The organism is Rhizobium zaerense, from assembly GCF_051810725.1.
Taxonomy (GTDB): domain Bacteria; phylum Pseudomonadota; class Alphaproteobacteria; order Rhizobiales; family Rhizobiaceae; genus Rhizobium; species Rhizobium leguminosarum_I.
This window is the reverse complement of the sequence record NZ_CM132690.1, coordinates 4,368,784-4,392,621: the sequence shown is the minus strand read 5'-3', so window position 1 is coordinate 4,392,621 and position 23,838 is coordinate 4,368,784. Positions and strand designations below refer to the sequence as shown.

Genomic DNA, 23,838 nt, shown 5'->3' with positions numbered 1-23,838 from the left:
CCACAAATAGCGCCTGGAGCGCCGCGCGTCCAATCGGATGCGCAAAGGACGCTCCAGCACTGGAAAGCGCGCCGCGCGTCCAATCGGATGCGCAAAGGACGCTCCAGCACTGGAAAGCGCGCCGGACGATTGGCTCAGATCGCGGTAAAACCGTTGTCGACGAAGAGATGGGCGCCATTGACGAAGCTCGACTCGTCGCTGGCAAGATAAAGCGCGGCCCGCGCCACGTCTTCGGGCTCGCCGATCCGCCCCTGCTGCGCGGCAATGGCGGCATCCGAAACATCGACGCCGAGCGCTTGCAGGTCGGCCACCTCGCGCAGGCCGTGCGGCGTGCGGATGAAGCCGGGGCAGACGGCGTTGCAGCGGATGTTGCGGTCGCGGAATTCCACCGCGATGGCGCGGGCAAACATATGCACGGCACCCTTGGTCGTGTCGTAAAGGACTTCCATCGGCGTGGCGGCGACCGCCGAGATCGACGAGGTGCAGACGATCGACCCGCCACCGCTTTCAATCATCTTCGGCAGCACGGCCTTGGTCATCAGGAACATCGAGCGCACATTGACGGCGTGCAGCCAGTCCCATTCCTCGACGGTTGTTTCGAGAAAAGGTTTGATGACGATCGTGCCGGCGTGATTGAAGAGCACGGTGACTGCGCCGTAGCGTTCCTCGACACCGGCGACGGCGGCATTGACGGCGGCTTCGTCCGAGACATCGGCCGTCCAGCAATCGGCCTCGCCGCCGGAATCACGGATCGCCTCGACTGTCTCGGCTGCTGCTTGCCGATTGCGGTCGATGATCGCAACGCGCGCGCCTTCCGCCGCAAAAAGCTTCGAGGCGGCACCGCCCATGCCGGTTGCGCCGCCCGAGATAATGGCGACCTTGCCCTTCAATCTGTCCGTCATTCCTATGTCCCCTCATTGCTTGGGAGAGGATCATAGATCGGTCCGAAGCCGATAGCCAAGCGTCTTCAAAGGGAGTTTGCCGCCTCAGGCGCCGTCGAGCGGCTCGACGCCCTGCGGCTTGCCGGCGCGGTCGAGCCGGATCTTCTCGATGCGGTTCTCGGCGGCCGAAAGCAGCGTCTCGCAATGTTTCTTCAGCGCTTCGCCGCGCTCGTAGATTTCGATCGATTCATCCAGCGCCACATCGCCGCGTTCCAGCCGGGCGACGATGCTTTCGAGTTCGGCGACCGCCTTTTCGAAGGAAAGGCCTGATACCTCAGGCTTGGCGCTGTCTGTCATTCTCAACCCTTCATCATTCTCAAAATATGCATGCCCGCCGATTCGGCGAGTCCCTCGAGATCATAACCGCCTTCGAGCAGGCTGACGACCCGGTTCTTCGCGTGCCGGTCCGCCAGTTCGAGCACGCGCCCGGTCGCCCAGTCGAAATCCTCGCCGGTCAGGTTGATCTGCGCCAGCGGGTCGCGGTGATGCGCGTCGAAGCCGGCGGAGATGATGATGAGATCCGGCCGGAAATCGTCAAGGGCGGGCAGCACGCGCGATTTGAACGCTTCGCGAAAATGGTCGCTGCCGACATTCGGCGAAAGCGGCGCATTGACGATGGTATTGTGCTTGCCCTTCTCATCCTTGGCGCCGGTGCCGGGATAGAGCGGCATCTGATGCGTCGAGCAGAACAGCACCGAGGCATCGTCCCAGAAAATATCCTGCGTGCCGTTGCCGTGATGCACGTCCCAGTCGACGATGGCGATGCGCTCGGCGCCATGCGTCTTTTGCGCATGCCGGGCGGCGATCGCCGCATTGTTGAAGAAGCAGAAGCCCATCGCCGTCATCTTCTCGGCATGGTGCCCCGGCGGGCGGGCGGCGACGAAGACATTGTCGGCCCGGCCGGTAAAGACGTCGTCGACCGCCGCCATCGCCCCGCCGATGCCGGTCAATGCCGCCTGCAGGCTCTTGCTGCTGGCATAGGTATCGGCTTCGATCTGGTTGATCTCACCCTCTTCCTCGGGAATCTCCCGCATCACGGCGGTAAGATGCTCCTCCGGATGCGCCAGCAGCACCGCATCCTCATTCGCCTGCGGCGCCTGCCGGCGCTCCAGCCGCTCGAAATTCGGATGCTCCAGCGCGACATTGATGGCGCGGATCCTGTCCGACCGTTCCGGATGGCCGGCTGGTGTCACATGTTCCAGGAAGATCGGGTGTTCATAAAGACGGGTGCTCATGAAGACACTCTATCGGTCGCTTATGTCATGTGCCACAGCAGATGGGGCGTCGCCTGACGATTTCAACAAGCGCTCTTGTCGCGCCGTCCGACCGTTCGCCTATCAGGACTGTCTCTTTTGCGCCGTTCCCGTCGATCAGGTCCCTTGCAAGGCCCTGCATGTTACCGGTACGTGGAGGACACTGTAACACTTTGAACTATTGCGTAATTTTATCCTTAAGCCGGTTCCGGTATAAGCTATTATGAAGTACTGTTGCCATGGGAACTCTGTAAGGCAGATCTGTTGATGAGTCAGTCGAAACGTCCTGATGTGGCGGAAATACGCGTGCCGTTTCGCGATGTCGATATGACCGGCCGGATGTTTCTGGCCTCCTATATTTCCTATGCCGAGTCCGTGCTCGCAGGCTTCTGGTCCTCACGGCCCGATGTCGACGACGAACCCGTCTATAGCCCCAGCAAGGTTTCCTGCTTTCTCCACCGCCCGCTGCACTATGATGAGACGGCAACCTTCACCGCCACCGTCGACAAGATCGGCGTGCGCTCCATCGGCTTCCTCATCTCGATCGAGGCGGGCGAGGAGCGCGCCGCCGAGGTGGAAATCATCTGGCAGGCCCACGCCCCCGAAGACGAATCGCCGGCTCCGTTGCCGGAGGAGACGCGAGACTGGCTTTATCGGTTTTTGAATTAAAGGATTCCAAAGGCAAAACGGTCCCCGTGAGCTGGGCGAGAACCAAAAGAAGGCATTTCAGTGCCTTTGAGAAACGGGAGCGGTCTTTCCGACAGCTGAATAGCCGGCCGGAGCCCAAGCCCGGCTATGCGATGACCGGCTCCGAAACGCTCTTTCGCGAGCTCCACTCTTCCTTGGTCTGCGTCTTGACGTCGAATTGGTCGCGTGTCCTCGCATATGTGTGGCCACCCATCCTTCCGACGGCGTCCATCAGTTGCTGGTCGATATGCAAGTTTGTCGGATTGACCGCGTCGCTTCTGACATAGACGCCAAGCACTTCGCCGAGGATGATTTCGCGCGCCGGCCCGACCTGCAGGGTGGTGTGGCGGCGGCATTCGAGTGCTGCGGGCGCGGCCAGGATGCGCGGGCTTCTGACCATCTGTCCCGGCGTCGTTGCCAGTCCGGCTTCGGAGAGTTCGTCGACCTCGGGCCCGAACTTGATGGCGCAGACCTCCATCTGGTCGACAAGGGCGTCATCGCAGATATGGACCGTGAATTCGCCGGTTTCGCGGATGTTGCGGGCGGTATCCTTGAAACGCATGTCGGCATAATTCTCGACGCCGATGGCGACGATTGCCGGGTCGTGGGTGAGGACGTTGAAGAAGCTGAACGGGCCGGCATTCGGCAGGCCTTCCTTGCTCAAGGTGGTGACCAGCGCGATCGGGCGGGGGATGACCGTGCCGATGAGGATCTTGTAACGCTCGCGCTCGGTCAGCTTGGCGAAATCGAAATGGGTGTGTTGTATGATGGGTCATGTCAGGCCTCGGCAGCGACGCGGTGGGTTTCAAGCGGGGTATGGCGGCTGAGGTTCTCGAAACCGTCCTTGGTCACGACATACATGTCGCCGATGTTGCAGCCGGCCGATAGCGGTTCCAGCCATTGCGTGTGCAGCACGAAGACCATGCCCTCCTCCATCCTGTCGTAGTTATGCGAGGAGATGTTGAAGCTGTTCTGGCCGCCGGCCATGCCGACGGAATGGCCGAGGTTCGGATTGTGCGGTCCGTGCGTTGCCGGATAGACGTGCATCAGCTTGCGGCCCTGCGCCTCCCAATCGACGTCCTTCACATACTGATGGGGGATCAGGCGCGCGCCGCCGTCGTCCATCGGCGACCAGTTATAGGGCATGGTGCGCGCTTCCGGTGACGAAAGCATGCCACGCTCGATCATCGGTTCGAAGGCGGCATTGTTGACGTCGCGCATCAGTGCGCCGGGCTTGATGAGCTTTTCGGCCCGCTTGACGCCCTCGGTGCAGGCGGCAAGCACGACTTCCTGACGGCTGGTGATGTCGCCAACCGCGATCATACGGGCGGTCTGGGCGGTATAGCCGCGATACGTCACGTTGGAGATATAGAGGTTGATGAGGTCGCCCGGGCGGACAATGTGGCCATAGGGCTTGCCGCAATGGGTGCCGAATTCATTGATGCCGATCTGATAGCCGTCGCCGGTTTCACCGCCGAGCGCCATCTGCGCATAGGTAAAGGCGGCCAGGATTTCATGGTCGGTGACGCCTGACTTCGCCACATGATAGGCGGCCTGCGTGCCGATGCTGACCAGTTGGGCGGCGGCGCGAAACATCTCGATCTCGCGCGATGAGCGGACCTTCTGCATGCGGTCGAGAATGGTGTTGTCGGCGACGAACTTGCTCTTCGGCATCAACTCGTCGAGGGCAGACCAGAAGGTCAGCGACGTACGGTCGCCGATCCTGCCGATCTGGGCCTTGGCAAGACCGAGACTGGCGAGAACCTCGGCGCATTTCTCAGCGGTCTTGATGACGGAATCGCCGGGGCGGTCGGCATATTCGCGGCCGATCGGGCCGATCTGCCAGATTTCGTCGACGAGCACCGGCTCGCCGCCCGGTGGCAGCAGAACGGACTGCGTAAAGAAGGAGAGAAGCACCATCGCCTTGTCGGCGTCGGTCGGAATGATCAGCACGCCTTCGCGCATCCAGTCGCAAATATAGCGAAGATAGGCGTTCGAAGCGTGGAACCAGCCGACGCTGCCGGCGTGAACGATCAGTGCGTCATGACCGGCTTCGACCGCCTGACGGCGAATTCTGCGAAGGCGATCCTCGAACTCTTCGACAGGAAGCGGCAAGGGCGCGGAGAAGTCGAAATCCGGCTGGAAATCGGCCAGCAGCGATCCCATCCCGCCGCCTGCGTTTGTCGCACGCATGTTCATAAGTTTGTTCCTTCCAATTCGAGCATAGGTCAAATGGCGGATCGTTCAGGCCTGCCGCGGCGGCGCGAGAACGCGCCGGGCAACCAGCAGTCCGACCAGCGTCACGGCGATCAGAATTCCGGAGATTGCAGCGACGCGCACATCGAGCGATTCCTCGATCAAAGCGAACATCCGCAGCGGCAAGACGGTCGTTCGGGCGTCGGCGAGGAAAAGCGATACCGACACATTGTCGAGCGACTGGATGAAGACGAGGAATGCGCCGGCCAGGATGCCGGGCATCAATAGCGGCAGGGTGACGCGCCGCAGTGTCATGAACCAGCTGGCGCCCATCGTCGTCGATGCCTCGGCAAGCGAGGGATTGACACCCTGGGCGACGACGGAGGCGGCGCGGTACATCAGCGGCCCGAAGACGACGACATGGCCTGATACGGTCAGCCAGAGCGACGGCTTGAAGCCGATGAAGTTGGCGACGATCAGGGCGGCAAGGCCGTAGACCAGGCTCGGCAGGACGAGCGGGGCGAGCAGCAGCGGCTCGATGGTGCCGGCGGCGCTGCGCTTCATGCGCGTCATGCCGATGGTTGCCGGAACCGCAAAGATCAGCGATCCGAGGACGGCAAGGCCGGCAATCTTCAGCGAGTTCCAGGCGGCGATATGTTCGGTTGCCGAGCGCACGGGATCGAGCAGCGCCGCGTACCACCGGAGCGAAAAGCCCTGCGGCGGATATTTCAATGTCTGCCCCGAGGTGAACGACATCGTCAGCGCAATCACGATGGGTGCCACGAGATAGATGACGCAGAGCCCGCCGAAACCGTAGACGAATGCCTTGTAGAGCATGACGGGAATGGGATTTTCGCGACGATCAGGCATGACCGACCAACCTCCTGTGACGGGACATCATGGTAAGGGCGACCAGCAGGCAGCCGGTGGACAGCAGCAGGACGACGGCGATGGCCGAGGCCAGCGGCCAGTCGAACAACGTGCCGACTTCGCGGTAGATCAACTGTGGAACATAGACGTTGCGCGCACCGCCGATGACGGCCTGGGTAACGAAGGAACTGCTGGTACTGGCAAAGACCAGGATCCAGCCCGCCAGCAGGCCCGGCAGCATCAGCGGCAGAAGCACGGTGACAAAGATGCGCCAGGGACCGGCGCCGGAAACCTGGGCCGCTTCCGTCAGTTGCACCGGCGTGCGCGACAGGATGGCGATCAGCGGCAGGATGATCAGCGGCAGGTCGATCTGGCACATGGCCATCACAAGGCCGAGTTCGGTAAACAGCAGGCTGGTCGGCATGCCCGTCAGGCCGAGCCCGACCAGCGCTTCGCTGATCGGCCCCTGGCGCCCGAGGATGACGATCCAGGCGAAGGTGCGCACGACATTGCTGGTCAGCATCGGAATGAGCGTCAGGAAGATCAGCACCTGCCGCAGGTTTCGGCCGCCGTGCCAGTAGAGAAGCGCGATCGGCACGCCGAGCAAGGTCGTGCCGATGACGGTTTCGAGCCCGAGCCTTGCAGTATTGACAAGGACGCGGAAATTGAACGCGTCGCCGAAGAAGCGGGCATAATGTTCGAGGGTCGCCCCGCCGGGGCCGGCGAAGCTGAAACCGACGAGGACGGCGAGCGGCGTTGCAAAGAACGCCACGGAAAGCAACAGCATCGGCAGGACGTATGGGAAGCCGCTCGCCTTCATCAGATCACCTCAACCGGCAACGAGAGCGTCGAACTGGCGGATCCAGTCGTCGCGGTTCTTGTTGATCGCCACCCAGTCCGGATAGACCATGGTTTTGATCTGGTCGCGGGTGACATAGGCTTCGATGCCCGGTGTCAGCGCCACGTCCTTGTTGGTCGGGAACATCTCGGTCGGCGGCTCCTTGAGCTGGTCCTGGGCGGCCTTGGAAATGGCGGCATCCATATAGGCATAGGCCGCGTCGAGATTGGCCGAGCCCTTGGTCAGGTGGATGTTGACGGGGGCTGCCGGCGAGCCGGTTTCGGGGTGGACGAATTCGGCATTGAGGCCGAGGCTTTTCAGGTGGGCGACGTTGCCGGTCGAGCACATGAAGACGGCGATTTCGCCCTGCTGGAACAGCGTCATCTGATGGTTGGTGCTGTCGACCACGCCCTTCAGATGCTCCGGATGATCCTTGAACAGCTTGAAGACGGCGTCCATGTCGTTCGGGCCGGAACCGAAGATCTTGGCGATCTCGGTATAGGCCATGACGGCGGTGTTCGAGGCAAAGCCAGTCCAGGAAACCTTGCCGCTATAGGCCGGGTTTTCGAAGAGATCGCGATAACCCTTCGGCTTCGGAACGAGATCGGGATTGTAGGCGATGCCGTTGACTTCGATGGTCACGGTCGGGCCATATTCGCCCTGGAAGGACGGATCGAGCATGCCCCAGTTCTTGAGCTTGCTCGGATCGATCTTCTGGATGAGATCCTTCTCGATGGCGACGGCCATCTGGCCGGGCGACATCAGCAGCGTGTCATAGGGCGGGTTGCCGGGGCTTGCCATGATTTTGGCAAGCTGGTCCTGCGCCATCGCCGGCGCAATGGTCAGGTCGTAGCCTGCATCCTTGACCATCGGCGTCAGCACTGTGCGGTAGGCATCCTCCCAACTGCCTGGGAAAGTGGCGGCAACGGCTCCGCTGCCGGCGGCGCGGGCGGCAAATGGAAGCATGGCCGATGCGGCAACACCGGCTGCCAGGAAACCGAACCCACGGCGGGTAATCTGAAAGTCCTTCATCTCGTTCACCTCTGTTGAATTGTTTCTTCACTCATGATTTCCGGTTCGGCCGGAAAGGCGTGACACCTTGCGGTGTCGATCTCGGCAAATAGCTGCGTTCCCGGTTCGGGAATGAATGTGGTGGGGCCTCTGACCTCGGAGGCGCGCAGGCCCGTGCCGTCTTCCAGAACAAGGTCATGGACGAGGGAAGGGCCGAGCGGCACGGAAACCGTCATGCGAACCGGCAGCGTGCTTTCGCTCGGCTGCGTCGACAGGCGAACCTCTTCCGGCCGGAAGGTGATCGTGACCTTCGAGCCGAGGGTGAAATTCAGCCGGCGCGGCAGCAGCAGGGTCTGGTCATTCGCAAGGCCGATCAGCGAGCTCTCGGCATCGAGCCGCAGCACCGTTCCATTGAGCAGGTTGGCCTGGCCGATGAAGGTGTTGACGAAGAGCGTCTTCGGGCGGTCATAAACGGTCATCGGCGTGTCGATCTGTTCGACATTGCCCTTGTTCATCAGCACCAGGCGGTTTGCGAGGCTCTGGGCCTCCTCCTGGTCGTGCGTGACGATCAGCGTTGTGATGCCGAGCGTCTTCTGCAGGTGCAGCAGCTCCACCTGCAGATCGAAACGCAAGGCGCGGTCGAGCGCGCCGAAGGGTTCGTCGAGCAGAAGAAGGGACGGGCGCCCGGCGATGGCACGCGCAACGGCGACGCGCTGCTGTTGGCCGCCGGAGAGTTCGCGCGGCAGGCGGCTGCCATAATCCTTGAGTCCGACGAGCGACAGCATCTCCTCGACGCGCACCTTGCGCTCGGCGCGAGGAAGCTTCTGGCAGGCGAGCGGATAGGCGATGTTTTCTGCGACCGTCAGATGCGGAAACAAAGCATAGTTCTGAAAGACCATGCCGACGCCGCGTGAGCGGGCCGAGACCTCTGCCAAGTCTTTCTCTCCGAGCACAATCCTGCCGGTCTTCGGCTGGATCAGCCCGGCGATGGCGCGCAGCACGGTCGACTTGCCGCAGCCGCTCGGCCCGAGCAGAGCAACGATCTCGCCGGCCTCGATATCGAAGGCCACGTCGCTGATGGCGTTCTGGCCACCGTAACTGTGGGTGAGGCCCTGAACGCTGAGCCGCTTGCGTTCAGCCATATTCGGTATGCCTGGCATAGGGCCTCCCTGGTTTTGGGTCGAGGTCACGGATTGCTGTGCTGTCTCCGGCACAAGACGGAGATGCGGTCCGGCGAGAAATTTTGCGTCGAGCTTGTTCATGAGAAACGAATTGCAAGCGGCATGCCAGTTTTCACGTTCGTCATTATGGTCAATGCCAAGCTAATGAAAATTAAGCGGTATTTTTGACTTATAAAGTTTCGAAAGTTTATAATAAAACACATTCGATCTGAAATTCGAATTTAGTTTCTGTATAAATTTTCGCCAGTGTCGTATATTAAATGGGCATCAGATAGAAACAGCCACGGCCCCTGAACGGGCGATTAAGCGCCGAAAAGTGCGGGATTTGGCATCTGAAGGGTGCTTTCGGGTCTCGTGAGCCAATGAAGGCGGTCAAAAGTGATGCGGCAGGGCAGGGGAGCGTAAAAAGTGTGCATCATATGTTCGAAACTTAATGCGAATTATGTTGCGAAACTCCATCAGAAATGTCGTCATCAACAAAAAGACTATAGATATCAGATAATTATCGATGCGCCACTGCAGGTGGCACGGCGATTGCATGGATGATCCCGAGAATTCACCGACACAAAAAGAGGGGATCACATGATGTGCATCCAGAAAATCTTGAAGGCCGGAGTTGCCGGAGCGATGGTCACTTTGATCGCGGCCTCTGCTTATGCCGCCGGAGGTGCCGTCGAGAAGATGACGGCCGATGCCGATGTCGCCAAGCTCCCCGGCGTCGCCCTCACGCAGAAACTGGCCGACGGTCTGCCGCCCTCCATCAAGTCGTCGGGCGTCTTGAAGGTCGCGACCGACCTGACGCCGCCGATCAGCTTTCACGGCGAGAATGGCAAGCTGATCGGCATTGATGCCGATATCGCTGCCGCACTCGGCGTCATCCTGGGCGTCGATGTTGAGATGACCGATGTCGGGGCGGGTGCGGCGATCGTGCCCTCCATATTGGCAAAGCGCTTCGACATCTCGATCTCGGGAATCAACGACGATCCGGAGCTGGAAAAGCAGGTTGACGTCATCGACTATATGTATGACGCAACGACGATCATGACGATCAAGGACAATCCTCTCGCCATCAAGGGCATGGAGGATCTGTGCGGCAAGAAGGTCGCCGTTCCCGTCGGCACCTTCCAGGCGAAGATGGTCGAGGCGGCATCGGCCAAATGCGCGACCCCAGTCACCATCATGTCGATCCCGAAGATGCCGGATGTGCTGCAGGCCGTCCGCACGGGGAGGGCTGACGCCACGGTCAATGGTTACGCCACCAGCGTCTACACGACCGAGCACCAGACCGGAAACGGCAAGGGCCTGCAGGCGCTGCCGGATATCCGCCTTGCCGTCGGTTATCTCGGCATGCTGACGGCCAAGGACAATTCGCAGCTGCGCGACAGCGTCGTAGCCGCCTTGCAGCAGATGGTGGACTCCGGCGCCTACGAGACCATCATGAAGAAGTGGAGCCTCGGACCGCTGGCCGTGAAGACCGTCAAGGTCAATGATGCCGCCAGCATGCCTGCGGATTGACGCCGATGGCCCTGTTTCAAGCGTCACCCATATCGCTCTCCCTTGCGCCATCGGTCGGAAGACCGATGCATTGGTGGCAGATCGCAACCGGTGCCATCGCGATGTCAGCGCTGGCCTTCTTCGCGCTCGTCGTCGGGCAGAGCCAGAGCATCCAGTGGTCCGAGATCCCCCGCTATCTGGTGGATCCTTCGATCCTGCGCGGCGTGCTGCTGACGCTTGAACTGACGGCTGGCGCCATGGTGTTCGGCATTGTGCTCGGATGCCTGCTGGCGCTGATGGCGACGAGCCATAACCTCGTTCTCAAGGTGATCGCCGCCGGCTTCGTCTGGTGGTTTCGCGGCGTGCCGCTCATCGTCCAGATCTTCTTCTGGTTCAATATCGCCCTCTTCGTCCCGCAGATCGGGATGGGGAGCTTCACCATTTCGATCAACGATCTGGTGACGCCGGCCCTGGCCGGCTTCCTCGCACTCGGACTGCACGAAGCCGCGAACATGTCGGAGATCATCCGCGGTGGCCTGATCGCGGTCGATCGCGGCCAGCGCGAAGCGGCCACGGCGCTCGGGCTAAAAAAGACACAGACTTTTTTCACCGTCATCATGCCCCAGGCCACGCGTATCATCGTGCCGCCGACGGGGAACCAGGCCATCGGCATGCTGAAAGCCAGTGCCATCGTCTCGGTCATCGGCATGCAGGATCTGCTGACGCAAGCCCAGGCGATCTACGCCCGGAACTTCCTGGTCATCGAACTGCTGTTCGTCGCTTCGATCTGGTACCTCGCCATCACGAGCGTCGCATCCATAGGCCAGCACTATCTCGAAAAGAGTCTTGTTCCGAAAGGCCGGACAGCAGAGAAGTCTCGCGCTCCCGGACGGGCGTGATCGCGGATCCATCGACGTGAATTGAGATCAACAACGAAGGGGTCGCCAGTGCAGCGCGCCCCATCAGGAAACAGCAGAGGAGCATGACATGAAATTGGGTATCGACAGCATAAAGCTGCCCGAGGCGAAGAAGCGGGGGCCTCTGGCAAGCCTTGATCACGTCAAGAAACTTGGGCTCGCAGGCCTTTTCTTCAGTACGGCGCTGGACATGAGTCCTGACCTCGACAGCGGCCTGCTGCGCGAGATCAGGGCGAAGGCTGACGACCTTGGCCTCTATCTCGAAAGCGGCATCGGCAAGATCAATCCCTATTGCAGCGCCGAGGAACCGGCCCTGCGGGCAGCCGGCGGCGGCGATATCATTGCCGGTTTCACGCGCATGATCGAGGCAAGCGCCGCGATCGGCTGTCATGAGCTCTGGGTTGCTCCGGGCAATTTCAAGAGCGAATATCGCGGCCGGCTGGCCAATGACCGATTCCGCACCGATGTGACCTGGGAAGAGCAGTTGCTCGGAATCGAAAAGGTCCTCCGCAAGCTCGCGCCCGTCGCCCGTGCCAATGGCGCGCACATGAACATCGAAACCCATGACGAGATCACCTCCTTCGAGATCCTGCGATTGATCGAGAAGGTCGGCGCCGATTGCGTCGGCGTCGTCTTCGACACGGCAAACGGACTGCAGCGGGGCGAGCATCCGGTCTTCGCCGCCAAGCGGCTGGCTCCCTATATCCGCCAAACCCATATCAAGGATGCCTATGTCGGGCGCGCTCCGGGCGGTCTCGATTTCCAGACCAGACCCGTTGGCGGCGGCATCGTCGATTTCGCCGCGATCCTTCCCATTCTTGCCGACGCCAACGCCGCGCTGAACCTGTCGCTGGAGGTCGCCCAGTCTGTCGCCGACAAGCCCCGCAAAGCCAATCCGCGCCAGTGCATCGAGATCGACGATCCTATCTGGCGCGCCGGCCACCCCGACCTGACGGCGGATGAGCTTGCGGCCTATATGGCGATGGTGGATGCCTATGAGAAACGGGTCGCCTCAGGTGAAATTCCGGACTGGGTCGCCTATGAAAGCAGCCAATACGGCTACCCGACTTACGAAAATCAGTCCTACGGCTTTGCCGAGGCGATCGGCTTCATCCAGCAATCGGCGCGTCATGTCGAGGCGGTTTGCGCCGAAAAGGGTATTGCCCTGTCCGCATCGGTGAAGAAGCAGAAAGCGGCTTGATTTCCCAAGGCGGTATCGGCGTTTTCGCCAGTACCGCCGATCGGAATGCACGTGCCGAGATGATCTACGCAGGAATATTCTTATGGAAATAATTATCGGGCACGGATATCTGGTGATCGATCAGATCGACGCAAGGCCGCCAGAGGCAATTTGGAGACTGAAATGAGAAAGATGCGCCGTCAGAGTCCCAAGGCGATGACAGCGGCCAATGGGTCGGTGGAGAGCGCCGATACCCATGACGATGTTTCGGAACGCATCCGCGCCACGCTTGCCGCCGCCATCGGCGAGGGTGCGCTCAAACCCGGCACCAAAATCCTGGAGGAGGCGATCGCCGAGCATTTCGGTGTCAGCCGAACCGTCGTGCGCGGGGCACTCGGTGTGCTTGAGAGCGACCACCTGCTGGAACGCAAGAGAAATCGCGGTACTTTCGTTGCCGAGCCGAGCGTCGAGCAGGCAAAGAGCCTTTTCGAGGCGCGGCGGAAAATAGAGCGGCTGCTTCTGGAACTCGTCATCGCCCGGGTCACGCCGGAGCAGCTGGATGCGCTGCAAAAGCTGACGGACGAAGAAGAGCACATCCACCACCACGGCGACGAAAAATCGAAGACGGTTCTGTCCGGCAAGTTCCACATCGTGCTTGCCGAAATCGCCGGCAACCCGGTGCTGACGGAAGTGCTCGCCAAGATCGTTGCTCGGCTTTCGCTCGTCATGTCCTTGTACGAAGAGGACCGCAAGGACGACTGCGGTGCGGACCACCATCGCATGATCGTTGCTGCCTTGAAGGCAAAAGACCTCGCCAAGGCGCAACAGCTGATGGACCACCACCTCGCCGACATCGAAGGCCGTGTGCGCCTGACCGAAGGGCAGGGTGACCGGCACACATTCCTGGCCGTACTGGAGAATTTTTCCTGATGGAGATCCGCGCGTATCGCTGATGCTTGCTCCAGGACTTGAATCAACAAGAGTCCAGCGAGCTATCTGCCGTGGCGGGTTCGTGCGTACAGCCCTCCAGCCCGCTTGGAGACGGCAAAAGAGGGCAGTCATCCTCGGATTGGCTGACAGCGGACATTGGCATGATCTGCAGGATCGAGTAGATGTCTGTCTTCGGTCACATCGCAACAGCCAAAATCCCAGTGTAGGTCAGATGATGCAACAACTGATCGGCTCCGTGCGCGGCCCAGTAAGGACGGCTTGTCATGGCAGCCGGATGGCGGCGCGCGTGAACGGCCTTTACGTGATCAACGGTAAAGTGAATTAGAAATTCGCCTAGCGCCAAGACCGTGATCGTCACGCCATCCAGCCCGAACAAAAGCAATCCCGGAAGGGTGCCTGCGACGTGGATCGCGGCATGAATATAGCCTCCCGGGTGGCGGATATCGCCCTTGCCCTGCAGAATCCAGGCCGGCTGCAAGAGATAGTCGGCGGCGAAATGTTTGACCTGCAGCCAGGCGAGTAAGCCAATAAGGAAAGATGCACTTTCCATGATCCGTCCTCCCTCAAATCGGGGGCGATTTCCGATCCAGGGTAAAGATCGGCACCGGTTGCGATTTGCCGCGCACCACCGTCTCTCCCAGCGAGCGGGCATCGAGCCGCCGGTTCGCCCGTTCCCACGTCTCGCCACTCAACACGATTTCAACGCCTTTGTCTTTGGCGACGCCGACCAGGCGGCTTGCGAGGTTTACGACATCGCCAATCGCCGTGTAGCTCAGGCGTTCGGCCGAGCCGATATTGCCGACGAGTGCCGTCCCGCTGTTGATGCCGATCCTGACCCGCACTGCGTCATGCTGGGGCGCGAGCGGCGGGATGGCATGCATCGCGTCACGGATCGCGGCTGCCGCACGGCAGGCACGCGACGCGTGATCGGGCTCGTCGTTCGGCGCATTCCAGATCGCCATCACAGCATCACCGATGAATTTGTCGACCGTGCCGCCCTCGGCGTGGATCGCGGCGATGGAAAGCGTGAGGAAGCGGGTGAGATGCGGTTCGACACCGGCGCCGAGTTCCTCGGTCATCTCCGTAAAGCCCGGCAGGTCGGCGAAGAGAACCGTGATGTCGGTAAGCTTGCCGCCGGGCCTGGGCTCGATGCCGCCGTTGACGAGCGGCTTGACGACATCGAGCGGCATGAAGCGGGCGAAGGCCGATAGCCCCGAAGACATCCGTTTCAGCGCGACGGAGAAGTCATTGAGTTCAACCAGCACGGTGGGCGTGTGGCTGACGGCATCGAGTTCGAAGCGTTCGACCGCGTGCAGTTGTTGCGCCAAGCGGGCAAGCGGCCGGGCGAAAAGCAGGCGGGCGAAAATAATCGCGGTGACAGCGGCAAGCAGCGCGATGGCAGCGACGATGAAGAACACGCGCTTGGTGTTTTCATCGATATCGCCGGCAAAGGTGGAGCGCGGAATCGCCGTCAGCAGCCGCCAGTCTTCAAAAGGCAGCGCACTGGATGAAATGAACACCGGCCCGAGAGCGGCACTCTGTTGCAGCGTGCGGAAGACGTTTTGAGGATGGGTGCGGCGCGCGGATGCGACGGCAGCAGAAAGCACGTCGGTCTTCGGAAAATCGGCGAGATGGGCGGCCATGACGCCGTCCGACGGTTCAGACGTGGCGAGGACCACATCGTCCTTCGCGAGCACATAGATTTTGCTTTCGGAGGGCATGTTGAGATGCTGCAACGTCAGTGACAGTTGTCGCAGGCTGACCGCCACCATGACGACACCTTCGAGCCGTCCGAAGGCTTCGACCCGTTTGGAAAGAACGATCGAAGGCTCGAAACCGCTTGGCAAGATGTCCACGACCGTCCAGGCCGGATCGGTGCTGTCCTTGCCCTTGCGATACCAGGACGAGCCCTCCGTCACATAGGCGCTCTCGGTGTTGACGCGCTCTTCGAAGAATATGTCGCCGGGGATCGGCTTGTATCGGTCGCGGCGCAATGTTCGAGGTTTGCCGGGCGCGGCTTTGCCGATTTCGACCATCTCGATCCGGCCGTCGGCGGCGGCATGTGAACCGAAGAAGCGCCCATCGGTGAAACCGAACCCAATCCAGGCGATCGCCGGCTGCTCACGCAGCAGCGAGAGAAACAGGAACTCGCGCTTGACCTCGTCATCGGGCTTGATGGCGCCCTGGAAGAAGACCGAGCGGATTATTTCCGCGGTACTCGATACCAGTGCGAGTTGCGAGGCGAGTTCGTTGCGAACGGCGCCGGTGCTTTGCGCATCGAGGGCGGCCACGACATTATCGACATTGGCACTCGCGGTGCGTTGCCAGATCAGATGGACGAGGACAGCCGTCGAGATGACGGCAAGCAGCAGCAGCATAGTGACTGCGCGGCCCATCTTCACGCGTGGAAGGAAATCAGCGCTCATGGCGGTCGGTGATGAGGCGGGCGCTCCGCTCGTAGCGAAGATAGGCCAGGCCCCAATCCATGAAAACCACGAGGCGATTGCGGAAACCGACGAGGAACCAGAGATGGGCGAGGTTCCAGATCAGCCAGGCCGAAAACCCGGACAGCCTGATCCGTCCGAAATCGGCGACCGCCGCCTTGCGGCCGATCGTGGCGAGATTGCCGAAATGCCGATAGCGGAACGGCTTGACCGGATTGCCCGCGATGAGCGCCCGGATGGCATGCGCGGCATGCTCGCCCATCTGCTTGGCGGCCGGCGCTGTGCCTGGCACGGGATGGCCATCCGCTTTCTTCGCCGCAGCTGTATCGCCGATGACGAAGATGTTGTTGTGGCCGTGGACATTCAGCCGTTGGTCGACCACCGTGCGGCCGGCGCGGTCGGCCCCGGCGCCGAGCCATTTGGCCGCTTTGGATGCCATGACACCTGCGGCCCAAAGCACGCATGCCGAGCGAATCTGGCGCCCGTCGGCGAGCATGACGCCTTCGCTATCGCAATGGGTGACGGCAGCGGTGCGTAACACTTCCACGCCCAGGCCTTCGAGATGACGCTGCGCCTTTGCCGAAAGGCAGACCGGCATGGTTGGCAGGATACGGTTGCCGGCTTCGACCAGGACGACGCGTGCCGAAGCGGCATTGATGTGACGGAAGTCGCGAACCACGACCTTGCGGGCAAGTTCGGCAATCGCACCGGCCATTTCGACGCCTGTCGGGCCGCCGCCGACCACAACGAAGGTCAGTAACGCCGCGCGCCGCTGATCATCCTCAGTGACTTCGGCGCTTTCGAAAGCGGAGAGAATCCGGGCGCGGATCTCCGTCGCATCGCCGATCGTCTTGAGGCCCGGCGCGCTTTCGGCCCACTCTTCATGGCCGAAATAGGCATGACGGGCGCCGGTCGCGACAACAAGATAGTCGTAAGGAATGGTCCGCTCGGCGGTGTGAACAACCTGCGTGGCTTTCTCGATCCGCTCTACCCTTTGCATCAATACCGTCACATTCTTCTGCCGCGACAGGATGCGGCGGATCGGCATCGCGACTTGAGCGGGAGATAGGCCTGCAGTCGCCACCTGGTAGAGCAGCGGCTGGAAGAGGTGATAATTGCGACGGTCGATGACGGTGATATCGACCTGGATATTCTTGAGCGCCATCGCGGCGGCAAGACCGCCGAAGCCGGCACCGAGAATGACCACGCGCGGGCGGCCATTCCCGGGCATTGGGCGGATCATGTTCGGCGCACCGCCTGTCATCGCGCCCTCGGCTTCGATCCGCATGGCTCAGCGCTCCTGCGAGAAAAAGCGGCCGGCGAGATGGTCGAGCGAGATGACGCCCGCGCCTCGCGCGAAAATCAGCAGCAGCGGAGCCGCCCAGGTCAGATGTTCGCCCCAATGGGTGGGATAGACGAAGATCTGGATTGTGGCGACGACGCCGAGCAGCATCAGTGCCGCGAGACGCGAGAAGAGACCGAAGAGGATCAGCATTGCACCCGACAGTTCGGCGGCCGTGGCGAGCAGGGCTGCGACGCCGGGATCGAGTACCGGCAGGCGATATTCCAAGGCGAAGAGCTGGACCGTGACGGGCCAGGAGGCGAGCTTGCTCTGCGACGATTGCCAAAACACGTTCGCAACAGTGAGCCGGGCGACGAACTGCACCGCCGAAAGCGGTACGGACGAGGCCAGCCGGAGTGCCTGCGAATAAAGGCCGGCGAAACCGCCTCGTTCGGGCATGGATGTCGGGGTCATCATGGTCATCGATCCATTCCTTCTCAGTTGATGTTTGCAGGTTGGTGGCGGACGCGGGTGACGAGGCCGTCAGCAAAGAGACCGCCGAGCGAGGCGACGAGGTCGAAATTCGGATCGCGAGCGGCGGCTTTCTGAACGGCATGTTCAAGTCCGCGGCCGCTCTTCAGCGCCTGCAGAAAGACGTAATGGGCGCCGCTGAGGCGGAGAAAGCGAACGCTGTCCCGGTTCCGCCACAGCGCGATCCGCTGCGGTTTCCTTCTGATATCGCCAAGCTGTTCGAGATCGCCGCTTGCCTGGTGCGCCGACCAGATGTCGAGCGCCGGCCAACGGCAAAACAGCAGTCGCAACGACGGCTGGAGGATCAGGTCGGGCATGGTGTCTTCGCCACCCCGGGAGAGTTCCGCCATATTCGCAGGCGGCAGCGCCGGCGCATCGAGCGCCTCGGCGATCAACCATTCAAGCCGCGCCGTATCGGCGATGAAGGGCATAGGCTTGAGGTCTTCGAGCCGGCCGAGGAAGTCGGCGAAGTCGCCACCATAGCGTACCAGCCGCGCTTCGGAGGGCGGGCTCACGCGAATGAAGCTTGCGGCAATATGGCGGAAATACCGCTCTCCAATCAGGCTGACGGCGACAGGAAAGACCGACACGAGCGTGGCACTCAGCGATGCGAATGTGTTGTTGCGGTAGATGTTGAAGCGGCGCATCGGGTCGAAGCGGCCGCCCGTATCGAATGAGGGGCCGAGATCCGGCCCTCGGCGGTTAAGGATAGCATCCGCGACGGCTTGCTGCAGTTCGAGTTCAGGCAGCATAACGCGCCCTCCGTGTGACGGAGTTGCTCGCGAAGACCGACGGTGTGATCGTCGTCAAGGCCGAGATCGCCGGCATGGCGCCGCGTGCGAGATTGCTCGTGGAGAACAGCTCGATGCCGTGGAACCGGCGGTCCGGCTGCTGGGCGATCTGCGGCGGGCCACGCTTTTCGAATTCGATCGAGGCGGCCATCATGTCGGCCCACATTGCTTCGCCGAGCAGCACATCGAGCGCGGGAACCTCGGTGTCCCATTCAATCAGCGTCGGTCGTGGGCCGATCTTGCGCAATACATGCGCATAGAGCGACCAGACGGCCGGCGGCACGCGGGAGCCATGATCGTCGATCAGCACGATGTCGCCCTCGACTTCGTTGACTGCATGGCCGGCGAGATGGATTTCGCCGATCGCATCGGCGGGCAGGTCGTCGATGAAGGCCTTGGCATCGAAATCGAGATTGCAGGCCGAGACATAGACATTGTTGACGTCGAGCAGCAGGCCGCAGCCGGTACGCTTGACGAGCTCGGCGAGGAATTGCGCCTCGGTCATCGTGGAATTGGCGAAGGCGATATAGGCCGACAGGTTCTCGATGAAGACGCGGCGCTGCAGCCTGTCCTGCAACTGATCGACATTGGCTGCAACGCTATCGAGCGCATCGTCGTCATAACGGAGCGGCAGGAGATCGTTGAGATAGGCGCCGTCGGCAACGCTCCAGGCCAGATGTTCCGAGACCAATGCTGGCTGGAACCGGATGCACACGCTCCGCAACCGTTCCAGATGGTCCCGATCAAGGCCCGAAGCGCTGCCGAGCGAGAGACCGACGCCGTGCACCGACAGCGGATAGGTCTCGCGCAACTTTTCCAAAGCATCGACGGCGGCGGAATCGCCCATGTAGTTTTCAGCATGGACCTCCAGCCATCCCGCCGAAGGCCGGCGGGAGATCATATCGGAAATATGTCGGGAGCGCAGACCAATGCCCGCGGCATCCGGTACTGGAAGATTAGGAAATATCTTGGACATTGGTCACTCCTTCATATGGGTTGAATGAAGCTTGGGAGGCCTCAGGCCTTGGGTTCGATGGCGCCGCCGGAAATCTTGGCGCAGGTGCCGGCCGGCACGTAGACCCAGGCATCACCCTGGTTGTCGGCCGTCGAGGTGCCGGCGCAGGAATGGGTGGCCGTCTGGCAATCGTTGAGGCCGGCCTTGACCACGCCGTAGCACTTCTCGAACGAGAATTCGGGCTGTGCAGCCGGGCCGGCAAAGGCGCTGGAGGCAGCCATGGAGGTGATGGCAGCAAGGGCGGAGCCGATGAGGATGCGGGTCGAGTTCATGGAAATGTCTCCTGGTTGAGGTTGGATCAAACCGGTTTTCGGCTTGACTGGAATTACTTTCCCGCATTGCCGGTGATGTTTGAAATGCTGTTGCGGCATGGTTTTGATAGGCTGGCGCTATGCGCGGCGGCGGCTGGCGAGAAGGCAAAAAAATACCCCCGGGGCGACCGGGGGTAGAAGTGGCGTGGCCCGCGACGGAGGGAGCGGAGCGGAGCCGGCGACGCGGAAGGAAGTCCTTGGAAAATCAGAGATATCGTTCGCGAATGTCGACCGTCGATCGCTTGCCGATGTCCTGGTAGTTGGCCAGCAGCCACATGTCGGCGCATTCCCGGCCGCGGTCGCGCAGATCGACCAACGCCCCCCAATCGGCATTGAGCTTGCTCGACACGGAAAGGCTCTTCATCGTCTCGTCATCGGAGATGCCGTGCACGAAGATGCGCTTGAGATTGCCGGTACTTTCAGGAGATGCATCGATCAAATCGGTGACGAAAGCCACCGCCCGCATTTCCCGCAGCAGCGACGAATTGAAACTGATCTCGTTGATGCGATTGAGTATCTCGGAGGCGGTGTGCGGCACCTCGGCCCGCTCGATCGGATTGATATGGACGACCAGCACATCCGGCGTGTCGCAGCCATAGATCAGCGGAAAGATTGCCGGATTGCCCATATAGCCGCCATCCCAATAGGACTCGCCGTCGATTTCGACAGCCTGAAACAGAAAGGGCAGGCAAGCCGATGCCATGACGGCGTCGATCGACAGTTCGTCATTGCCGAACACCTTGACCTTGCCGGTTCGGACATTGGTAGCGCAGATGCTGAGTTTCACCGGACAGCGCGCCGTGCGGATCGCATCCATGTCGACCGATTGCTCCAAGATCTGCCGGAGCGGATTGAAATTGAAAGGGTTGAACTGGTAGGGCGACATCAGTCGCGTCACCATGTCGAACATCATGAAGGCCGGCGAAAATTCCAGCGCCCGCGATCCGGTTATCTTGTCGAAGATCGTCGGCTGCAGAGGTCCGGATGCCGACGCATGGCTGACGCGCCGCCAGAAATTGGCGAGCGCGGTCTGCGCCCCGCTCCGCCCGCCTTCGGCCAGGCCATAGGCCAATACGGCGGCATTCATTGCGCCGGCGCTGGTTGCGACGACACCTTCCAACGACAGGTTCGGCTCGTCGAGCAGCCGGTCGAGCACGCCCCAGGTGAAGGCGCCATGCGCGCCTCCGCCCTGGAGCGCCAGATTGAGCGTCCGCGGCTCTCGCTCAGAGGAGGCGACAACCGCGCTGTCGGCGATAATTTTCTTCACACCTGTGTGCTTGTTCATGGTCCTCACTCCCGATTTCTTCGTGTTGAGATCAATGCGCCGTCCAGCCACCATCGACCGGAATGGCCGTGCCGGTGATGGAGCCTGCGAGATCGCAGCAGAGAAAGACGCTGAGCGCGCCCATTTCCTCGACCGTCGCGAACCGCTTGGTCGGCTGGTTCTTGAGAAACACGTCGCGGATTACTGCGTCGCGTGCGATGTTATGCGACTTCGCCTGCGCGTCGATCTGCTGCTCGACAAGCGGCGTCCAGACATAGCCGGGGCAGACTGCATTCGATGTCACGCCGAATTCGGCACCCTCAAGTGCAATCGACTTGGTGAACCCCACCATGCCGTGCTTTGCTGCGACATAGGCCGACTTGAATGGCGAGGCGACAAGGCCGTGCGCCGAGGCGACATTGATGATGCGGCCATAACCGCGCTCGCACATGCCGTCGAAAGTGGCCTGGACAAGATGAAAGGCGGCCGACAAGTTGATCGCCATGATCGCATCCCACTTCTCAGGCGGAAATTCGCCGATGGGAGAAACGTGCTGGATGCCGGCATTGTTGACGATGATATCGATTTGGCCAGATCGAGCCTTGGCGCGCTCCACCATCATCAGGATAGCGTCGCGCTTCGACATGTCGGCGCTGTCATAGGCGACATCGACATCGTTGCTCTCGGCCATCTCGGCGCGCAACGTTTCAATGCCGGCGGGATCGCCGAATCCATTGAGCATGATCGAGGCACCCGCCCTTGCCAGCGCATGGGCAATGCCAAGGCCGATACCGCTGGTCGAGCCGGTCACGATCGCCGTACGACCCTCGAGCATCTTGCGGCCAGCCAAGGGTTCAGTTTCGGTAGCAAGCAGATTGAGCATTGCGTTCTCCATTTTTAGACGCCACGATGTGTAGCTTCCCGTTCAAAATGGCGCGGTTGCAGTCATAAGAGAAATGCCGCTCAATAATGGAATTGATAATTCAGTGGCATTGGCCGAATGTAGCGCCGGGGACCAGAGTAGATGCATTGGCTTACTTTGGAATTGTTGGGGAGCGGATATGGATATCCATCACATCCGGTATTTTCTGGCCGTTTGCGAAACGCGCAACTTCACGCGCGCGGCGCAGAACTGCAATGTCACTCAGCCCGCGCTGAGCAGAGCGGTTCAGCAGCTCGAGGACGAGGTGGGCGGGCTGCTTTTCCGTCGCGAACGAAACCTCACCCACATCACCGATCTCGGCAATCTCTTGCGTCCGCGTTTCCAGCAAGTGCAGGACGAACTCCTGGGCGTCAAAACCGAGGCGTCGAAATTTCTCTGTCTCAACGACGCGCACCTCAAGGTCGGCATCATGTGCACGATCGGACCGCGGCGCTTTACCGGCCTGCTCACCGATTTCAACATGCGCCACAAGGGTATCCAGCTCCAACTCGTCGAGGGCATTCCGGCCAAGTTGGCGGGATTGCTGGAGCAGGGCGAACTCGATATCGCGATCATGTCGAGCGCCGACAATTTTCCGGAGCGCTTCGATGTGACGCCGCTGTTTCGGGAACGGTTTATGCTGGCCTTTCCGGCGGGGCACCGGCTTAGCCAATACGATGCCATTCCCATCGCCGCGATCGATGGCGAGATCTATCTTCGCCGTGTCAATTGCGAGTACTGGGACTACCTGACGGATCTCTGTGACGCTCAGGGTGTGAGCACTATCGTCTCCTATTCGAGCGAACGTGAGGACTGGATTCAGAATCTTGTCGCTGGTGGTCTCGGTATCTGTTTCATTCCTGAATACAGCGCCGTCGTGCCTGGCCTGCAAGTCCGGCCGGTCGCCGAACCGGAGGTAACCCGCGAAGTCTGCCTTGTAACCGTAGCTGGCCGCCGCTTCTCCCCGGCCGTCTCGACTTTCGTCGGCGCTGTCAAATCTTACGGTTGGGCCGCGCTGCCAGGCCGCTCACATTGAAAGCATAACGAATAATGAACTGTGCTCCGTGTCCTGGCGATGCGGAGCGTCCGCACGTCCTGCGTTTCACGATAGCCTCAGGCTATGGAATTGAGAATGAGGCGGCATTTCTCATTCGCCATCACCTTCTCCATGCTCCTTGTCATGCCCGGCGCGAACGCTTCATCCGGGCCCAACAAGGAGAACTCTGATGAAATTCGAACTGAATGCCAAGCGCCTGACGCTCGCCTCCGTCCTCGCTCTCGCGTCCTTCACCACCATTTCCACAGGCCAAGCCTATGCCGGCGAATGCCCGGCCGGCCAGGTCGCCGAAAACGGCATGCAACCCGGCGAAATGATGCCGAAGGGTGTGACTGACAAGCTCATCTCATCGATTGACCTCGCCTCCAAGGGAGACGCCTGGAAGAACAGCGCCCTGCGGATGCGCAAGCTGGTTGTGCAGCCTGGCGGCGTCGTGCCGTGGCATTCGCATGAGAGCCGTCCGGCCAACATCCTGATCGTTTCGGGCTCGATCACCGAATACCGCAGCACGTGCAAAGTGCCGATCGAGCATAAGGCTGGCGACGTGACTGCCGAATTCGGCATGCTGTCGCATTGGTGGAAGAACAACGGCAGCAAGCCGGCTGTTCTCTACTCCGCCGACATCCTGACCTCGGAAGAGCAAAAGAACAGATCCATGTGAGCCGCTTCCGAGCTCGCTGACAGCCGTCTCCGGCCCCCCAA

The 23,838-nt window shown here is 61.1% G+C and carries 25 protein-coding genes; 7 read left to right on the top strand and 18 right to left on the bottom strand.

The genetic code is table 11. The annotated features are described in order from the left end of the window. Positions 1-134 precede the first annotated feature (134 nt). The 3 genes from ACS4RR_RS21945 to ACS4RR_RS21935 form a co-directional block, all read right to left on the bottom strand. Positions 135-902 carry an SDR family NAD(P)-dependent oxidoreductase gene (locus tag ACS4RR_RS21945; protein ID WP_170282388.1) on the bottom strand — a complete coding sequence of 256 codons (768 nt, stop codon included), beginning with the start codon at positions 900-902 and terminating at the stop codon, positions 135-137. A gap of 84 nt (positions 903-986) precedes the next feature. After that, entirely contained in the window at positions 987-1,238 is a 252-nt protein-coding gene (locus ACS4RR_RS21940) for an exodeoxyribonuclease VII small subunit (RefSeq protein ID WP_003545921.1), read from the bottom strand. Between the two features lie 2 nt (positions 1,239-1,240). Next, positions 1,241-2,176 carry a histone deacetylase family protein gene (locus tag ACS4RR_RS21935; RefSeq protein WP_017963072.1) on the bottom strand — a complete coding sequence of 312 codons (936 nt, stop codon included), beginning with the start codon at positions 2,174-2,176 and terminating at the stop codon, positions 1,241-1,243. Between the two features lie 285 nt (positions 2,177-2,461). On the opposite strand from ACS4RR_RS21935, the gene ACS4RR_RS21930 reads away from it, so the two are divergent. Further along, entirely contained in the window at positions 2,462-2,863 is a 402-nt protein-coding gene (locus ACS4RR_RS21930; protein WP_032985021.1) for an acyl-CoA thioesterase, read from the top strand. 124 nt (positions 2,864-2,987) lie between these two features. Here the strand turns inward: ACS4RR_RS21930 and ACS4RR_RS21925 are convergent, their stop codons facing one another. From ACS4RR_RS21925 to ACS4RR_RS21900, 6 genes are read right to left on the bottom strand one after another with little or no spacing between them, the layout of a single operon-like run. After that, complete coding sequence (locus ACS4RR_RS21925) at positions 2,988-3,650, bottom strand: flavin reductase family protein (protein ID WP_456190165.1); 663 nt, start codon at positions 3,648-3,650, stop codon at positions 2,988-2,990. A gap of 8 nt (positions 3,651-3,658) precedes the next feature. Next, positions 3,659-5,080: a M24 family metallopeptidase gene (locus ACS4RR_RS21920; protein WP_456189392.1), complete on the bottom strand. Its 1,422-nt coding sequence runs from the start codon at positions 5,078-5,080 to the stop codon at positions 3,659-3,661. A 45-nt stretch (positions 5,081-5,125) separates the two neighbouring features. After that, positions 5,126-5,947 carry an ABC transporter permease gene (locus ACS4RR_RS21915; RefSeq protein WP_260110245.1) on the bottom strand — a complete coding sequence of 274 codons (822 nt, stop codon included), beginning with the start codon at positions 5,945-5,947 and terminating at the stop codon, positions 5,126-5,128. Then, entirely contained in the window at positions 5,940-6,767 is an 828-nt protein-coding gene (locus ACS4RR_RS21910) for an ABC transporter permease (protein ID WP_012755672.1), read from the bottom strand. The genes ACS4RR_RS21915 and ACS4RR_RS21910 overlap by 8 nt, the downstream gene beginning before the upstream one ends. A 9-nt stretch (positions 6,768-6,776) precedes the next feature. After that, complete coding sequence (locus ACS4RR_RS21905; RefSeq protein WP_222385808.1) at positions 6,777-7,826, bottom strand: ABC transporter substrate-binding protein; 1,050 nt, start codon at positions 7,824-7,826, stop codon at positions 6,777-6,779. Next, positions 7,823-9,058 (bottom strand): ABC transporter ATP-binding protein, encoded by a 1,236-nt coding sequence (locus ACS4RR_RS21900; protein ID WP_456189391.1) that lies wholly within the window; start codon positions 9,056-9,058, stop codon positions 7,823-7,825. Before ACS4RR_RS21900 ends, ACS4RR_RS21905 begins: the two co-directional genes overlap by 4 nt. A 501-nt stretch (positions 9,059-9,559) precedes the next feature. Here ACS4RR_RS21900 and ACS4RR_RS21895 point away from each other — a divergent pair. The 4 genes from ACS4RR_RS21895 (at position 9,560) to ACS4RR_RS21880 (ending at position 13,498) form a co-directional block, all read left to right on the top strand. Beyond that, positions 9,560-10,492, top strand: coding sequence for an ABC transporter substrate-binding protein (locus tag ACS4RR_RS21895; protein WP_456189390.1), 933 nt, complete (start codon positions 9,560-9,562; stop codon positions 10,490-10,492). Positions 10,493-10,497: 5 nt separating this feature from the next. Continuing rightward, complete coding sequence (locus tag ACS4RR_RS21890; RefSeq protein ID WP_456189389.1) at positions 10,498-11,370, top strand: amino acid ABC transporter permease; 873 nt, start codon at positions 10,498-10,500, stop codon at positions 11,368-11,370. Between the two features lie 88 nt (positions 11,371-11,458). Further along, positions 11,459-12,589, top strand: coding sequence for a sugar phosphate isomerase/epimerase family protein (locus ACS4RR_RS21885; RefSeq protein ID WP_407766463.1), 1,131 nt, complete (start codon positions 11,459-11,461; stop codon positions 12,587-12,589). A 162-nt stretch (positions 12,590-12,751) separates the two neighbouring features. Next, complete coding sequence (locus ACS4RR_RS21880; RefSeq protein ID WP_017963084.1) at positions 12,752-13,498, top strand: GntR family transcriptional regulator; 747 nt, start codon at positions 12,752-12,754, stop codon at positions 13,496-13,498. A 196-nt stretch (positions 13,499-13,694) separates the two neighbouring features. Here ACS4RR_RS21880 and ACS4RR_RS21875 read toward each other — a convergent pair whose 3' ends face one another. The 9 genes from ACS4RR_RS21875 to ACS4RR_RS21835 all read right to left on the bottom strand — a co-directional run bounded on the left by ACS4RR_RS21875 (position 13,695) and on the right by ACS4RR_RS21835 (position 22,040). After that, positions 13,695-14,069, bottom strand: coding sequence for a DUF3307 domain-containing protein (locus ACS4RR_RS21875; RefSeq protein ID WP_017963085.1), 375 nt, complete (start codon positions 14,067-14,069; stop codon positions 13,695-13,697). 13 nt (positions 14,070-14,082) lie between these two features. Then, complete coding sequence (locus ACS4RR_RS21870) at positions 14,083-15,945, bottom strand: adenylate/guanylate cyclase domain-containing protein (protein WP_456189388.1); 1,863 nt, start codon at positions 15,943-15,945, stop codon at positions 14,083-14,085. Further along, the gene (locus ACS4RR_RS21865; protein WP_456189387.1) at positions 15,935-17,251 is read right to left on the bottom strand and encodes an NAD(P)/FAD-dependent oxidoreductase; all 1,317 of its coding nucleotides are present in this window, start codon (positions 17,249-17,251) and stop codon (positions 15,935-15,937) included. The genes ACS4RR_RS21870 and ACS4RR_RS21865 overlap by 11 nt, the downstream gene beginning before the upstream one ends. A gap of 3 nt (positions 17,252-17,254) precedes the next feature. Further along, complete coding sequence (locus ACS4RR_RS21860; RefSeq protein ID WP_407766467.1) at positions 17,255-17,728, bottom strand: DoxX family protein; 474 nt, start codon at positions 17,726-17,728, stop codon at positions 17,255-17,257. A gap of 14 nt (positions 17,729-17,742) precedes the next feature. After that, positions 17,743-18,528, bottom strand: a complete 786-nt coding sequence (locus ACS4RR_RS21855; RefSeq protein ID WP_407766468.1) for an HvfC/BufC family peptide modification chaperone — start codon at positions 18,526-18,528, stop codon at positions 17,743-17,745. Then, a complete protein-coding gene (gene bufB, locus ACS4RR_RS21850; RefSeq protein WP_407766469.1) occupies positions 18,518-19,543 on the bottom strand; it encodes an MNIO family bufferin maturase in 1,026 nt (341 codons plus the stop codon). Before bufB ends, ACS4RR_RS21855 begins: the two co-directional genes overlap by 11 nt. 41 nt (positions 19,544-19,584) lie before the next feature. Beyond that, positions 19,585-19,854: a BufA1 family periplasmic bufferin-type metallophore gene (locus ACS4RR_RS21845; protein WP_003545955.1), complete on the bottom strand. Its 270-nt coding sequence runs from the start codon at positions 19,852-19,854 to the stop codon at positions 19,585-19,587. Positions 19,855-20,098: 244 nt separating this feature from the next. Beyond that, entirely contained in the window at positions 20,099-21,178 is a 1,080-nt protein-coding gene (locus tag ACS4RR_RS21840) for a patatin-like phospholipase family protein (RefSeq protein ID WP_222385817.1), read from the bottom strand. 31 nt (positions 21,179-21,209) lie between these two features. Continuing rightward, the gene (locus ACS4RR_RS21835) at positions 21,210-22,040 is read right to left on the bottom strand and encodes a 3-hydroxybutyrate dehydrogenase (RefSeq protein ID WP_456189386.1); all 831 of its coding nucleotides are present in this window, start codon (positions 22,038-22,040) and stop codon (positions 21,210-21,212) included. Between the two features lie 178 nt (positions 22,041-22,218). Here ACS4RR_RS21835 and ACS4RR_RS21830 point away from each other — a divergent pair, with 178 nt between their 5' ends. Together ACS4RR_RS21830 and ACS4RR_RS21825 are read left to right on the top strand one after the other, a co-directional pair. Continuing rightward, positions 22,219-23,115, top strand: coding sequence for a LysR family transcriptional regulator (locus ACS4RR_RS21830; protein ID WP_162118318.1), 897 nt, complete (start codon positions 22,219-22,221; stop codon positions 23,113-23,115). Positions 23,116-23,305: 190 nt separating this feature from the next. Continuing rightward, positions 23,306-23,797: a cupin domain-containing protein gene (locus ACS4RR_RS21825; RefSeq protein ID WP_456189385.1), complete on the top strand. Its 492-nt coding sequence runs from the start codon at positions 23,306-23,308 to the stop codon at positions 23,795-23,797. The last annotated feature ends 41 nt before the right edge of the window (positions 23,798-23,838 follow it).

Coding starts and splice junctions, on each gene's coding strand:
- ACS4RR_RS21875 (WP_017963085.1), bottom strand. CDS start 14,069: ATGGAAAGTGCATCTTTCCTTATTGGCTTACTCGCCTGGCTGCAGGTC.
- ACS4RR_RS21910 (WP_012755672.1), bottom strand. CDS start 6,767: ATGAAGGCGAGCGGCTTCCCATACGTCCTGCCGATGCTGTTGCTTTCC.
- ACS4RR_RS21915 (WP_260110245.1), bottom strand. CDS start 5,947: ATGCCTGATCGTCGCGAAAATCCCATTCCCGTCATGCTCTACAAGGCA.
- ACS4RR_RS21825 (WP_456189385.1), top strand. CDS start 23,306: ATGAAATTCGAACTGAATGCCAAGCGCCTGACGCTCGCCTCCGTCCTC.
- bufB (WP_407766469.1), bottom strand. CDS start 19,543: ATGTCCAAGATATTTCCTAATCTTCCAGTACCGGATGCCGCGGGCATT.
- ACS4RR_RS21830 (WP_162118318.1), top strand. CDS start 22,219: ATGGATATCCATCACATCCGGTATTTTCTGGCCGTTTGCGAAACGCGC.
- ACS4RR_RS21945 (WP_170282388.1), bottom strand. CDS start 902: ATGACGGACAGATTGAAGGGCAAGGTCGCCATTATCTCGGGCGGCGCA.
- ACS4RR_RS21860 (WP_407766467.1), bottom strand. CDS start 17,728: ATGACCATGATGACCCCGACATCCATGCCCGAACGAGGCGGTTTCGCC.
- ACS4RR_RS21900 (WP_456189391.1), bottom strand. CDS start 9,058: ATGAACAAGCTCGACGCAAAATTTCTCGCCGGACCGCATCTCCGTCTT.
- ACS4RR_RS21890 (WP_456189389.1), top strand. CDS start 10,498: ATGGCCCTGTTTCAAGCGTCACCCATATCGCTCTCCCTTGCGCCATCG.
- ACS4RR_RS21865 (WP_456189387.1), bottom strand. CDS start 17,251: ATGCGGATCGAAGCCGAGGGCGCGATGACAGGCGGTGCGCCGAACATG.
- ACS4RR_RS21835 (WP_456189386.1), bottom strand. CDS start 22,040: ATGCTCAATCTGCTTGCTACCGAAACTGAACCCTTGGCTGGCCGCAAG.
- ACS4RR_RS21895 (WP_456189390.1), top strand. CDS start 9,560: ATGATGTGCATCCAGAAAATCTTGAAGGCCGGAGTTGCCGGAGCGATG.
- ACS4RR_RS21845 (WP_003545955.1), bottom strand. CDS start 19,854: ATGAACTCGACCCGCATCCTCATCGGCTCCGCCCTTGCTGCCATCACC.
- ACS4RR_RS21840 (WP_222385817.1), bottom strand. CDS start 21,178: ATGAACAAGCACACAGGTGTGAAGAAAATTATCGCCGACAGCGCGGTT.
- ACS4RR_RS21885 (WP_407766463.1), top strand. CDS start 11,459: ATGAAATTGGGTATCGACAGCATAAAGCTGCCCGAGGCGAAGAAGCGG.
- ACS4RR_RS21935 (WP_017963072.1), bottom strand. CDS start 2,176: ATGAGCACCCGTCTTTATGAACACCCGATCTTCCTGGAACATGTGACA.
- ACS4RR_RS21930 (WP_032985021.1), top strand. CDS start 2,462: ATGAGTCAGTCGAAACGTCCTGATGTGGCGGAAATACGCGTGCCGTTT.
- ACS4RR_RS21855 (WP_407766468.1), bottom strand. CDS start 18,528: ATGCTGCCTGAACTCGAACTGCAGCAAGCCGTCGCGGATGCTATCCTT.
- ACS4RR_RS21920 (WP_456189392.1), bottom strand. CDS start 5,080: ATGAACATGCGTGCGACAAACGCAGGCGGCGGGATGGGATCGCTGCTG.
- ACS4RR_RS21880 (WP_017963084.1), top strand. CDS start 12,752: ATGAGAAAGATGCGCCGTCAGAGTCCCAAGGCGATGACAGCGGCCAAT.
- ACS4RR_RS21940 (WP_003545921.1), bottom strand. CDS start 1,238: ATGACAGACAGCGCCAAGCCTGAGGTATCAGGCCTTTCCTTCGAAAAG.
- ACS4RR_RS21870 (WP_456189388.1), bottom strand. CDS start 15,945: ATGAGCGCTGATTTCCTTCCACGCGTGAAGATGGGCCGCGCAGTCACT.